The sequence below is a fragment of the Bradyrhizobium sp. CIAT3101 genome (assembly GCF_029714945.1).
Taxonomy (GTDB): domain Bacteria; phylum Pseudomonadota; class Alphaproteobacteria; order Rhizobiales; family Xanthobacteraceae; genus Bradyrhizobium.
Genome location: NZ_CP121634.1, coordinates 1,100,097 through 1,112,135, shown reverse-complemented (window position 1 = coordinate 1,112,135; position 12,039 = coordinate 1,100,097). Strand labels below are relative to the sequence as shown.

Here is a 12,039-nt window from a genome sequence, read left to right as displayed (position 1 = left end):
AATGTACATAGCATCTGCCGCGGCTGCTGAATCCTCCCTGCCATTGCATACAAAGCCCCCTCCCCATGCAGATCAAAGTACATTTGTCAGCTGCACTCCTCGGATTGCTGTTGGCTTTTCCTGCGCTTGCGCAGACTGACACGCCGACCGAGAACGTCAGAGCCTGGCGAGCAAGGATCGCGGCACATATCGCCAGCAACAAATATTTTCCAGCTAACGGACTAGGGCAAACCGGCCATGCCAAGGTCGCATTCACCTTCGACCGGTCCGGCAAATTGATCTCGCGGGCGCTGACTGAGAGCACTGGCTCGCAGGCGCTCGACGATGCAGCACTCATGATTATCGCTCGCGCCGAACCTTTCCCGGTCCCGCCTTCGGAATTAGGGGACGAGTCGTTCTCGTTCACCGTGCCGATTAACTTCGCCGGTCGGCAATTTCACGTGCCGCCGTTCGCGCTCCTGGTGAACAAGCCGGCCCCCAATCTCACGGAATCCGATCCGACGGTCGCTTGGCGCAAGGCAGTTACCGACCATGTCTGGCACAACAGGGCGTTTCCTCCGGAGGCGGTCGGACAAAAGGCCAATGCTGGCGTAACATTCGTGGTCGACCGTTCCGGCAAACTAATCTCGAACGCTTTGGTGGAAAGCACCGGCTCCGCACCGCTGGATGCCGCAGCCCTCGCCATGGTCGAGCGATCCGCGCCGTTCCCGAAGCCACCCGAGGTGGCAAAGGATGATCTGCTGAGTGTCACCGTCCTCATGGCTTTCGATGGGACCCAGCTAAACCCCGGGCTGTCGCCGGAGCGAGAAAAATTGCTCCAATCCTGGATCGCGGACCAGGCTAAGCTGAATGCGAAATCGCCCGGGCCGAGCGATACCAAGCTGAATTCGATGCTTCACAGCATTTGCCGCAGCTGCTGAGTCGGAGCAAAGCCCCAAATGCAAAAACGGCGCGCCATAAGACGCGCCGTTTGCTCATTCGATGCGAATCTTATCAGGCCGCCGGCGCCTTCGGCGCGCGATTGCGCGAGTTGCGCTGGAAGAACAGCGCCTGGCTCGCCACCGCCGACACCATCGCGGGCTGGAACGGCTTTGAGATCAGGAACGCCGGCTCCGGACGCTCGCCGGTGAGGAAGCGCTCCGGATAGGCGGTGATGAACACCACCGGCACCTCGAAGGTGCGGAGCAATTCGTTGACGGCATCCAGGCCCGACGAGCCGTCGGCGAGCTGGATGTCGGCGAGGATGAGGCCCGGCCGCTTGTTCTTGGCCAGCGCTACCGCATCGGCGTGGGTGCGCGCGACGCCGACGACGTTGTGGCCGAGATTCTTCACCAGGCTTTCGAGGTCCATGGCGATGAAGGTCTCGTCCTCGATGATCAGGACGTCGGTCGCAATCTCGGCCGCCATCTCGCGGCCGGCGGCATCAGCCAGCCGGCGCGTCTCGGCGACGTCGGTCGCGAGAACAAAGGCGACTTCCTCTTCCGAAAATCCCTCGAGCGAGAGCAGCAGAAACGCCTGCCGCGGCAACGGCGTGATGTTGGACAGCCGCCGCTCCGGCGGCATCGGCAGCGTCGCCACCTCGGCGTCGTCATTGACCGAGACCGAATTCCAGATCTGGGTGAACAGCCGGAACAGGCCGGCGCGCGGCCCGTGGCTCTCGTCGAGCACCGACGGATCACCCAGCATGGCTTCCAACATGGCTGCGACATAGGCGTCACCGGAGGCTTGGCTGCCCGTCAGGGCGCGCGCATACCGGCGCAACAAGGGCAAGTGCTCAGCAACAAGCTGCGAACGGGACATCCCCACTCCATTCATTTCGGGCCAACCTTAAAAATAGGGAACTGCGAGGGGAGGCCCGGGTTCCCCTACTGGGGCTGATTACGCTTCAGGATAAGAAAAGTTCCCACGGCTTGGGAACTTTTTGCCGAACCTGGAATTGAACTCATCCAGGGAACGGCTCCCGGTTGAGAAAACTTCTCGATTTTGCAGTCACTTAACTCGGGGAAACGTGGAACAGGTCATGAAAGATCTCAAGTCTCAAGCCAGCAAAAGCACGACCCCCGGCAAGGGAGGCCTAACTCCGGAGATCCAATCCCGGATCGGCCATCAACTGCGCGCCATGTACGACGACGTCGTGCGGCAAGGGGTTCCGGACCGGTTCGCGGAGCTCATCAAAAAGCTTGATGCGCCGGGAGGATCCCAGAACGAGAATGGGGCTGGGGGCTCCAACGACAACAATGGGAGGGATTAATGCCTCTCACGAACTCCCTGCGTGACGACATCCTCGCGGCCGTGCCGAGCCTTCGCGCGTTCGCGATCTCGCTCAGCGGCAATGCCGACCGCGCCGACGATCTGGTGCAAGAAACGCTGTTGCGTGCACTTGCCAACATCGACTCGTTCCAGCCCGGCTCCAACCTGCCGGCATGGCTGTTCACGATCCTGCGCAACCTGTTCCGCTCCGACTATCGCAAGCGGCGGCGCGAGGTTGAGGACGCTGAGGGCAACTATGCCAAGACGCTGAAGACGCAGCCCTCGCAGAACGCCCATCTCGAGTTCGAGGAGTTCCGCGGCGCGCTCGAGAAGCTTCCGCAGGACCAGCGCGAAGCGCTGATTCTGGTCGGTGCCTCCGGCTTCTCCTATGAGGATGCGGCCTCGATCTGCGGCTGTGCGGTCGGCACCATCAAGAGCCGCGTCAACCGCGCACGCTCGAAGCTCGCTGCGCTGCTCTATGTCGACGGCGCCGAGGACTTCGGACCCGACGAGACCGTGCGCGCCGTGATCGGCGGCAGCGGCGGGTAGCGCGTCAATCGACCTCAGGCGACAACGGTGAAGGCGGCCGTCTTGCGCGGCCGTCTTCGCATGCGTGTGAGCAGGGTATTTCCGCCCGATTACTTCTCGACGAACGTCACGGTGTCGGCGACGGTTGCGCGCGAGGTGCGGTAGCTGTTGACCTTGTGCGCGTTGTCGGCATAACCGAACGAGATGCCGCAGACGACGCGACGGTCGTCGGGCAGGTTGAAGTGGCGGCGGATCAGGCCCGAATGGCGCGCAAGTGCCGCCTGCGGAATCGTGCCGAGCCCGAGCGCTTGTGCTGCGAGCATGAAATTCGACACATAGGCCCCGCAATCGATCGCGCCGTAGATGCCGAGCGGCTCATTGGTGTGAATGATCGCGACGTGCGGCGCGCCGAAGAAATTGTAATTCTCCAGCGCCTGCTTGGCGTAGCCGCTTCTGTCGCCGCGCGGGATGCCGAGCGTGTTGTAGAGCTGAAAGCCGCTCTCGCGGCGGCGTTCGAGATAGACGCCGACATATTCGCGCGGCGGGGTGAAGTCGTAATCGTCGCCGAGCCCGCCTGACGCCTCCTTGTAGATCAGTTGGCGGAAGCGCTCCTTGGCCTCGCCGCTGGCGATGATGACCTGCCAGGGCTGACTATTGCACCAGGACGCGGTGCGTTGCGCCGTCGTCAGCACATGCTCGATGGTGGCGCGGTCGACGTCCTTGGGGAGAAACGCGCGAACGGAATAGCGCTCGTTGAGGAGCTCTTCGAGCACGCCGATGCGGTCTTGGGTCTGGCTCACTTTTGCGTCCATGAATTCTTCTCTTGTAGGGTGGGCAAAGGCGCGTAGCGCCGTGCCCACCAACTTTCTCCGATCTTGAGACATGGTGGGCACGCTTCGCTTTGCCCACCCTACGAGATACCGCGGGAGGCGAGATCACCGCCCCTTGGTCGGGATCTTGTTATACGGCACGTCCTTGTCGACGCGGATGTCGCCGGGCAGCCCCAGAACCCGCTCGGCGATGATGTTGCGCAGGATCTCGTCGGTGCCGCCGGCGATGCGCATCGAGGGCGAGGACAGCAGCATCTGCTGGAACTGGCCGTGCACCGTCTCCTCGTCGCTCCCTGTAAGAACACCGGCCGCGCCCTGGAGGTCCATCGCGTAGGTCGCGATATCCTGCAGCATCATGCCCGACACCAGCTTTCCGATGGAGTTCTCCGGTCCCGGCCGCTCGCCTTTCGACAGCGCCGAGATCGCGCGGTAGCTCGTGTATTTCAGCCCGCTCGACTTCACCGCCCAGCTCGCGAGCTTCGAACGCACGGCGGGATCGTCGATGGCGAGCCCTTCCTCCAGCATCAGGTTCGAACAGAACTCAAATAGTTCGGGCACGCCGGTCGCAAGACGCGCCCCGATCGACATGCGCTCGTTCATCAGCGTGGTCAGCGACACGCTCCAGCCCTCGCCGACCGCGCCGAGCCGCTGGCTGTCAGGGATCACGACATCGGTGAAATAGACCTCGTTGAACTCCGGCATGCCGTTGGCCTGCTTGATCGGCCGCACCTCGACGCCCGGGCTCTTCATGTCCAGGAAGAACATGGTGAGGCCATTATGCTTGGGCACATTCGGATCGGTGCGCGCGATCAGGAGACCGAAGTCGGAATAATGCGCGCCCGAGGTCCAGATCTTCTGGCCATTGACGACCCAATTGTCGCCCTTCTTCTCCGCCCGCGTGCGCAGGCCCGCGACGTCGGAGCCGGCCGACGGTTCGGAGAACAGTTGGCACCAGATCTCCTCGCCCGCGGCGAGCTTCGGCAGATAACGACGCTTGGCATCCTCGCTGCCCCAGGCCATCACGGTCGGGCCGCACATGCCCTCGCCGATCTGGAACGGCTGCGTCAGCTTGCCGTAGACGCCCTCCTCCTGCTGCCAGATCACGCGCTCGATCGGCGTGGCGCCGCGACCGCCATATTCCTTCGGCCAGTGCAGGCAGGCCCAGCCGCCCTCCGCCTTCTTCTTCTGCCAGGCCTTGCCGACCTCGACCATGTCGTGCTTGGCAAGCCTGATGCGGCCGAGCGAGGATTTTGACAGCTCCTGCTCGAACTCCTTCGGCGCGTTGGCGGCGACCCATTGGCGTGCGGTCTCGCGGAACGCGGCTTCCTGCGGGGTGTCGTCGAAATTCATCTCCGAACTCTCCTCTCTCTCGCCCCGGACGCTGCGCAGCGCGAAGCGGTGCGCTGCAGAGCCGGGGCCCATTTCGGCTTTCTGGGTCCCGGCTCTGCGAAGCAGCACTACGTGCTGCATCGCGTCCGGGACACGAACTCATCTTCCCTTGGTCGGGATCTTGTTGAACGGCACGTCCTTGTCGACACGGATATCGCCGGGCAGGCCCAAGACCCGCTCCGCGATGATGTTGCGCATGATCTCGTCGGTGCCGCCTTCGACGCGCGTGCCGGGCGCGCGCAGCAGCATCGCCTGGAAACGGCCTGCGAGCTCGGCATCCTCGCCGCTGACCACGCCGCTCGCGCCCTGCAAATCCAGCGCGTAGGTCGCGACGTCCTGGATCATCGAGCCCGCCACCAGCTTGCCGATGGAATTCTCCGGTCCTGGCCGCTCGCCCTTCGACAGCGCGGAGATCGCCCGCATGCTGGTGTATTTCAGCCCGCTTGCCTTCACCGCCCAATTGGCCAGCTTCGAACGGACCGCGCGATCCTCGATCGCCGGACCGTCGTCCAGCATCAGGCTGGAGCAATATTCGAACAGCTCCGGAAAGCCGGTCGAGACGGCCGCACCGATCGCGCTGCGCTCGTTCATCAGCGTGGTCAGCGACACGTTCCAGCCGTCACCGACCTCGCCGAGGCGCTGGTGATCGGGAATCCGGACATTGGTGAAATAGACCTCGTTGAAATCGGAAGCGCCACTGGCCTGCTTGATCGGCCGTACCTCGACACCGGGGCTCTTCATGTCCAGGAAGAACATGGTGAGGCCCTTGTGCTTGGGCACGGTCGGATCGGTGCGGGTCAAGAGAATGCCGTAGTCGGAATAGTGCGCGCCCGAGGTCCAGATCTTCTGGCCGTTGATCACCCAGTCGCCGCCGTCCTTTTCCGCACGTGTGCGCAAGCCCGCAACATCCGAGCCACCGGCGGGTTCGGAGAACAGCTGGCACCAGATCTTTTCGCCGGACGCGAGCGGCGGCAGATAGGTGCGCTTATGCTCCTCGCGCGCGAACGCCATCATGGTCGGCCCGCACATGCCGTGGCCGATGATGAACATGCGGGAGAGTTGGCCGAACGGCCCCTCTTCCTGCGACCAGATCACGCGCTCGATCGGCGACGAGCCGCGCCCGCCATACTCCTTCGGCCAGTGCAGGCAGGCCCAGCCAGCATCCGCCTTCTTCTTCTGCCAGGCTTTTGCGACCTCGAGAATGTTGGCGTTCCTGAGCACGGTGCGGCCGAGCGAAGACTTTCGCAACTCGTCCTCGTACTGCTTGGGCGCGTTGGCACCGATCCAGGCGCGCGCCAGGCTGCGGAATTCGGCTTCCTGCGGGGTGTCGTCGAAGTTCATATTCGTGCCCTTCGCTTACGCCGCGTTCTTCTTGCGCATGCGGTCGATCAGCTGGTCTTCCCAGTAGGACAGGCTGCCGAGGCCGAGCGCCATGGCGTTGGCGCGGCGGTAGTACATGTGGCAGTCGAACTCCCAGGTGAAACCCATGCCGCCATGGACCTGGATGTTGTTCTTGGCGCAGTGCTGGAACGCCTGCGTCGCGCTGATGCGCGCAGCAGCGGCGGCTTCGGGCAGCTCAGCCGCGTTGGTCGAGAGCGCCCATGCGCCGTAATAGCTATTGGAGCGCGCCAGCGTCGCCGACACATACATGTCGGCGAGCATGTGCTTGACCGCCTGGAACGAGCCGATCTGGCGACCGAACGCAATACGGTCGAGCGCATAGTCGCGGCCCATCTCCAGCGTGCGGTCGGAGCCACCGACCTGCTCGAAGGCGCAAAGCACCGCAGCGCGGTCGAGCACCTGGGTCAAGATGCTCCAGCCGTCGCCGGCGGCCCCAAGCGGCTCGGCCTTGCAGTCCTTGAAGGTGATCTCGGCCTGACCGCGAGTCGGATCCAGATTGGTGAGGCTCTTCACCTCGACACCACCCGCCTTGAGATCGACCAGGAACAGCGAGATGTCGCCATCGCGCCCGCTCGAGCCCGTGCGCGCCGCAACCACCGCGAAGTCGGCGATTGCACCATCCGCCACCGGCTTCTTGACGCCGTTGAGCACGCCGTTCGCAGCCGCGAGCTTGACGTTCTTCGGCGCCGGATTGCCCTTGCCCTCGAACAGAGCCAGCGTGCCGATCGCCTCGCCCGAGGCGATCGCGGGGAGCCACTTCTTCTTCTGCGCGTCGCTTCCGGCGATCAGCAGCGCTTCGGCCGCGAGATACACGGTCGAAGAGAACGGCACCGGCGCGTTAGCCCGGCCCATCTCCTCGGCGATCACGCAGAGCTCGAGATGACCAGCACCGGCGCCGCCGAATTCCTCGGGGATCGCGACTCCCAGAAAGCCCATCTCGGCGAGACCCTTCCAGAGCTCCTTGTCGTAGGGCGCCTTACCGTCGAGCACGACGCGCACCGCCTTCGGCGAACATTTCTCGGCGAGGAATTTGCGCGCCTGGTCGCGGAGCTGCTTCTGGTCGTCGGAGAAATCGAAGTTCATGGCGGGCTACCCTGCTATTGCTGTTCTGTAGGATGGGTGGAGCGAAGCGATACCCATCAATTATCTGACGAGAGGCGATGGGTTTCGCTGCGCTCTACCCATCCTACGATCTTCATCTCAGCACGATCACGTCCTGGTCCGGCTTGTCGGCATAAAGCCGCTCCACCAGCACCGCGCGGCGCTCGAGGCCTGCGCGCTGGTTGATGTAGCCCTTGTCGGTGAGCTCGTTGCCGTCGATCGAGGGCGGCTCGGCCATCAGCATGGCGCGCGCGATGATGCGACTGCTGGCGCCTTCACATTCCCTGTTGTGCGCCTCGAGCCCGCGCTTGAAGCAGGCGATCACCTCGGGGTGCTTCACCGCGTCCTCGAAGCTGAGATCAGGATTGCCAACGAGCTGGCGGCACGCATGCAGATTGGGCCAGGCCAGCAGACCGATCGAGCACTGATCCTGCCCGGCCACGAGCGCGTCATGCACGACCGGCGTCGCAGCCGCGATCGCATCGGTCCGGAGCGAGCCGACGTGAACGAAGGTGCCGGTGGTCAGCTTGAAGTCTTCGACGACGCGCCCCGCGAAGATGATGCCTTTCACCGGATCTGCATCGTCAACGAAAATGCCGGCATCGCCGATGCAATAAAAACCCTCTTCGTCGAACATCTTCTTGGTCAGGTCCGGCTGACCGAAGTAGCCGGGCGTGACGTTGACGCCGCGCAGGCGCAGCTCGTATTTCGAGCCGCACGGCACCATCTTCAATTCGACGCCGGGGAACGGCAGGCCGATCAGGCCAACGCGCTCGGTATCCCAATAGGTGCCCGTCGAGGTCGGCGCGGTCTCGGTCGAACCCCAGCCGGTATAGAACACGATGCGTTCGCCGGTGGTCTTCACGGCGAGAGCCTGCATGCGGTCGTAGAGATCATCAGGCAACCGCGCGCCGCCATAGGCCATGATCGAGAGATTCTTGAAGAAGGAACGGCACAGCGCATCGTCCTTCTCCATCGCCGCGGCGAGCGCGGCATAACCGGCAGGCACGTTGGCGTAATAGGTCGGCGAGATCTCGCGCAGGTTCCTGATGGTTTCTTCAAGCTGGCCCGGCATCGGCCGGCCATCGTCGATATAGAGCGTGCCGCCGTCGACCAGCACCGGATGGAACGCGGCATTGCCGCCCATGGTGTGATTCCAGGGCATCCAGTCGAGCACCGTGGCGAGCGGGCCGCCCGGCGTGCGCGGCCGCACCTGCATCATCATCGCCGCATTGGCGCACATCATCTCTTGCGTGTTGATGACGGCCTTAGGCATGCCGGTCGAACCTGACGTGAACAGCAGCTTGCCGACCGTGTCAGGCGTGATCTTCGCGATCGAGGCCTCGACGTCTGCGGTCACGGGCGTCGCCGCGAGTTCGGCAAAGCTGACACTCTTCACGCCCTCGCAGGGCCGCGCGACGTGAACAACGGTGACGCCCGAGAGGTCGAGCGCCTTCAGTGCCTTCTCGAAGGTCGGGCCGTCCTGCACCATCACCACGGCCGGCTTGATCAGATCGAACAGGTACTTCAGCTTGACGTGATCATGGCTCATCAGCGAGTAGGCCGGCGACACCGGCGCTGCCGGGACGCGCGCCTGCATCGCGGCCTGCGTCATCAGCGCATGCTCGATCGAATTGCCGGAGAGGATCGTGACCGGGCGGCCATCGAGATCGAGATTAAGCAGCGCCTGCGTCAGCGCGTCGACGGTACGCTTGGCTTCACCATAGGACACCTTGCGCCATTCGCGGTTCGGACCGCCGCGTTGCGCGAGCCAGATGCGCTCGGGCGCTTCCCTGGCCCATTTCGCCAGCGAGGCCGGAAGATGCTTTTCGTAGGCCTGCAGCGGAATGCGCGACTTCAGCACCACCGTGCCGTCAGTGCGCCGCTCGACATCGATGTCGCGCGCGAGCCACTCGACCTTGCGAAAGGCGGGCTTCGCCATTACCGCCGCCGCGCTTCCACTCATTTTGCGTCTCCCGGAATTATTGTCCTTTGCGGATCTTCGTTGTTTCAGCGCTTGATATAGACAGGCTTTCGCTTCTCAAGGAAGGCCCTGATGCCTTCCGAAAATTCCTCGGAGCGGCTGCACAGGACCTGGTTGCGGTCCTCCATCGCAATCGCCGCTTCCAGCGATCCGGCATCGACGCTCATGTTGAGACATTCCTTTGACAGGCGCAGCCCAACGGGCGAGGCCGTCATCATTGCATCGACATAAGGCTCGGCCGCCGCATCGAGCTTGTCCTCGTCCACGACCTCGGAGACAAGCCCGACTGCAAGCGCGCGCTCGGCGCCGATGAAGCGCCCGGTCAGGATCAGCTCGGAGGCGACGGAGACGCCGACGAGGCGCGGCAGAAAGTAGCTGGTGCCGATATCGCAGCCGCCAAGGCCAAGCTTGATGAAGGCGCAATTCATCCGCGCCGATTTGGTCGCGATGCGGATGTCGGAGGCCAGCGCCAGCGCAAACCCGCCGCCGGCCGCGGCGCCCTGCACCAGAGAGAGGATGGGCTGCGGGCAGCGCCGCATCAGCATCACGATGTCGGCGATGCGGCGTTGCGAGTCGAGCGACTCGGTCACACCGGGCGGCTCCTGCTGCCCGGCCCTGCGCGCCATCGCGGCCTTGAGGTCGAGCCCAGCACAAAAATTCTTGCCGGCGCCGCGCAGCACGACGACGCGCGTGTCGCGATTGCGCTGCAGGCTCTGGAAATAGACGTTGAGCGCGTCAATCAGCGCGGGATCGAGCGCGTTGAGGCTCTCCGGACGATTGAGCGTCACCCGGTCGACGCCGTCATCGTGCTCGATCAGCAGCGGTTGGGACATGGGGCGCTCCTGCGTACCGCTGATTGCGGTGCCAATTGCTGCGCCCTCTCCCCTTGTGGGAGAGGGCAAGTCGCTGTGAGCCCAAAATTCGCTTGGGTGAGGGGTCTGTCTCCGCGGACGCAAACCCCTCATCCGGCGCTTCGCGCCACCTTCTCCCACAGGGGGAGAAGGGAAGAAGTGCCCTACCGCGGAGCCATGCGAATGGCACCATCGAGACGGATGGTCTCGCCGTTGAGCATCGGGTTCTCGACCATGTGCACGGCGAGCGCGCCGTATTCCTTGGCATCGCCGAGACGCGAGGGATGCGGCACCTGGGCGCCCAGGCTCTTGCGCGCTTCCTCGTTGAGGCCCATCAGCAGCGGCGTGAAGAACAGGCCAGGCGCAATGGTGTTGACGCGGATTTTCTGGCTCGCGAGGTCGCGTGCGGCAGGCAAAGTCAAACCGACGACGCCGCCCTTCGACGCCGAGTAGGCGATCTGGCCGATCTGGCCTTCGTAAGCAGCGACCGATGCAGTGTTGATGATGACGCCGCGCTCCTCACCGATCGGCTCGATCGTGACGAGACGCTCGGCGAACAGACGCAGGCAGTTGAACGTGCCGATCAGGTTGACGTTGATGATGCGCGCGAACTTTTCCAGCGGATAGACGCCGTCGCGGCCGACAATACGCTGCGAGCCACCGATGCCGGCGCAGTTCATCAGCACGCGGGCAACGCCATGCGCGGCTTCCGCCTTGGCGATCGCCGCCTTGATCTGCTCTTCGCTGGTGACGTCGGCATGGAGCGCGACGCCCTTCACTTCGGCGGCGACCTTCTCGGCATTGTCCTTGTTTTGATCGATCACGCCGATCTTGGCGCCCTTGGCGGCCATGGCGCGCGCAGTCGCTTCACCAAGACCCGAACCACCACCAGTGATGAGAACGGCTACGTCTTTCAATTCCATGACAGGCTACCTTTCCTTGGGCGTTTCTTCTCTAGACTTGAACGTCTCGGCCGGATTATCCGGCCGCGGCAGCTTCCTCGGCTTGCGTGAGGATGCCGCCGCAGATCAGCGTTTCCATGTGCTTGATGTATTGCCGGCAAACGTCATCGGTGACCGGACCGACGCCGGTCGCGCGAGACATCGCGTGCCGGCCGAAGAACAGGTGATCGCAGGCGCCGATCAGGCTGGTGTAGAACAGCACCGGATCGGTTTGCCGGAACTCGCCCCGGCTGACGCCTTCGGCAAGCAGGCGACGATGAAAGTCGAGCAGCGGCGCAACGAAGAACTTTGAGACTTCGTCAGCAGAGCCCGCGACGCTCTCGTGCAGCAGATAGTGGATCAGCCGGTTCATGTAGGGGAACCGGTGATAGGCGCGGATGATGCCGGCGATGTGCAGCTTCAGCTTCGCGGTCGAATTGATCGGCTGCGCCAGCAGATATTCGAGGTTCGACATCTCGGTCGCGGCATCGCGCGCGAGCAGCGCCAGCAGCAGCCCGTCCTTATTGCCGAAATGATATTTGACCAGCGCGGCGTTGGCGCCGGACTTCTGGGCGATGTCCGAGAGCGAGATCTCGATCGATGAGCGTTCGATCATCAGCTCGCTCGCGGCCACCAGCAATTTCTCTGCCGTGGAATTCTTCCCGCTCGGAAGCCTGTTCGGTACGCTGGTAGTCACGGAGATCCCTTGTTCTCGGCGCTGGAGCGGGCCGCAGATAAACCCAAGCAGCGCCTCCCCACAAGAG

General features: G+C 63.6%; 12 protein-coding genes. 3 read left to right on the top strand and 9 right to left on the bottom strand.

Annotated elements, in window-relative coordinates:
- Positions 1–65: 65 nt before the first annotated feature.
- The gene (locus QA645_RS05030; protein WP_283048611.1) at positions 66–920 is read left to right on the top strand and encodes a TonB family protein; all 855 of its coding nucleotides are present in this window, start codon (positions 66–68) and stop codon (positions 918–920) included.
- 73 nt (positions 921–993) lie between these two features.
- On the opposite strand, the gene QA645_RS05025 is transcribed toward QA645_RS05030, so the two are convergent.
- Positions 994–1,800 (bottom strand): response regulator, encoded by an 807-nt coding sequence (locus QA645_RS05025; RefSeq protein WP_254134621.1) that lies wholly within the window; start codon positions 1,798–1,800, stop codon positions 994–996.
- Between the two features lie 220 nt (positions 1,801–2,020).
- On the opposite strand from QA645_RS05025, the gene QA645_RS05020 reads away from it, so the two are divergent.
- Together QA645_RS05020 and QA645_RS05015 are read left to right on the top strand one after the other, a co-directional pair.
- Positions 2,021–2,251, top strand: coding sequence for a NepR family anti-sigma factor (locus QA645_RS05020; RefSeq protein WP_200471650.1), 231 nt, complete (start codon positions 2,021–2,023; stop codon positions 2,249–2,251).
- Positions 2,251–2,799, top strand: coding sequence for a sigma-70 family RNA polymerase sigma factor (locus QA645_RS05015; protein WP_084292346.1), 549 nt, complete (start codon positions 2,251–2,253; stop codon positions 2,797–2,799). The genes QA645_RS05020 and QA645_RS05015 overlap by 1 nt, the downstream gene beginning before the upstream one ends.
- Before the next feature lie 89 nt (positions 2,800–2,888).
- On the opposite strand, the gene QA645_RS05010 is transcribed toward QA645_RS05015, so the two are convergent.
- The 8 genes from QA645_RS05010 to QA645_RS04975 form a co-directional block, all read right to left on the bottom strand.
- Positions 2,889–3,590, bottom strand: coding sequence for a nitroreductase (locus tag QA645_RS05010; protein WP_283048606.1), 702 nt, complete (start codon positions 3,588–3,590; stop codon positions 2,889–2,891).
- 123 nt (positions 3,591–3,713) lie between these two features.
- The gene (locus tag QA645_RS05005; RefSeq protein ID WP_283048604.1) at positions 3,714–4,958 is read right to left on the bottom strand and encodes an acyl-CoA dehydrogenase; all 1,245 of its coding nucleotides are present in this window, start codon (positions 4,956–4,958) and stop codon (positions 3,714–3,716) included.
- Positions 4,959–5,096: 138 nt separating this feature from the next.
- A complete protein-coding gene (locus QA645_RS05000) occupies positions 5,097–6,338 on the bottom strand; it encodes an acyl-CoA dehydrogenase (RefSeq protein WP_283048602.1) in 1,242 nt (413 codons plus the stop codon).
- 15 nt (positions 6,339–6,353) lie between these two features.
- The gene (locus QA645_RS04995; RefSeq protein WP_283048600.1) at positions 6,354–7,481 is read right to left on the bottom strand and encodes an acyl-CoA dehydrogenase family protein; all 1,128 of its coding nucleotides are present in this window, start codon (positions 7,479–7,481) and stop codon (positions 6,354–6,356) included.
- 112 nt (positions 7,482–7,593) lie between these two features.
- Positions 7,594–9,465: an AMP-binding protein gene (locus QA645_RS04990; protein ID WP_283048599.1), complete on the bottom strand. Its 1,872-nt coding sequence runs from the start codon at positions 9,463–9,465 to the stop codon at positions 7,594–7,596.
- 44 nt (positions 9,466–9,509) lie between these two features.
- Complete coding sequence (locus QA645_RS04985) at positions 9,510–10,316, bottom strand: enoyl-CoA hydratase/isomerase family protein (protein ID WP_283048597.1); 807 nt, start codon at positions 10,314–10,316, stop codon at positions 9,510–9,512.
- Between the two features lie 182 nt (positions 10,317–10,498).
- A complete protein-coding gene (locus QA645_RS04980; protein ID WP_212327383.1) occupies positions 10,499–11,257 on the bottom strand; it encodes an SDR family NAD(P)-dependent oxidoreductase in 759 nt (252 codons plus the stop codon).
- 55 nt (positions 11,258–11,312) lie between these two features.
- A complete protein-coding gene (locus QA645_RS04975; protein ID WP_283048595.1) occupies positions 11,313–11,972 on the bottom strand; it encodes a TetR family transcriptional regulator in 660 nt (219 codons plus the stop codon).
- Positions 11,973–12,039 lie beyond the last annotated feature (67 nt).

Bases quoted from the DNA above. Each gene is read 5' to 3' on its own strand.
- QA645_RS05030 (WP_283048611.1), top strand. From the start codon at position 66: ATGCAGATCAAAGTACATTTGTCAGCTGCACTCCTCGGATTGCTGTTG.
- QA645_RS05025 (WP_254134621.1), bottom strand. From the start codon at position 1,800: ATGTCCCGTTCGCAGCTTGTTGCTGAGCACTTGCCCTTGTTGCGCCGG.
- QA645_RS05020 (WP_200471650.1), top strand. From the start codon at position 2,021: ATGAAAGATCTCAAGTCTCAAGCCAGCAAAAGCACGACCCCCGGCAAG.
- QA645_RS05015 (WP_084292346.1), top strand. From the start codon at position 2,251: ATGCCTCTCACGAACTCCCTGCGTGACGACATCCTCGCGGCCGTGCCG.
- QA645_RS05010 (WP_283048606.1), bottom strand. From the start codon at position 3,590: ATGGACGCAAAAGTGAGCCAGACCCAAGACCGCATCGGCGTGCTCGAA.
- QA645_RS05005 (WP_283048604.1), bottom strand. From the start codon at position 4,958: ATGAATTTCGACGACACCCCGCAGGAAGCCGCGTTCCGCGAGACCGCA.
- QA645_RS05000 (WP_283048602.1), bottom strand. From the start codon at position 6,338: ATGAACTTCGACGACACCCCGCAGGAAGCCGAATTCCGCAGCCTGGCG.
- QA645_RS04995 (WP_283048600.1), bottom strand. From the start codon at position 7,481: ATGAACTTCGATTTCTCCGACGACCAGAAGCAGCTCCGCGACCAGGCG.
- QA645_RS04990 (WP_283048599.1), bottom strand. From the start codon at position 9,465: ATGAGTGGAAGCGCGGCGGCGGTAATGGCGAAGCCCGCCTTTCGCAAG.
- QA645_RS04985 (WP_283048597.1), bottom strand. From the start codon at position 10,316: ATGTCCCAACCGCTGCTGATCGAGCACGATGACGGCGTCGACCGGGTG.
- QA645_RS04980 (WP_212327383.1), bottom strand. From the start codon at position 11,257: ATGGAATTGAAAGACGTAGCCGTTCTCATCACTGGTGGTGGTTCGGGT.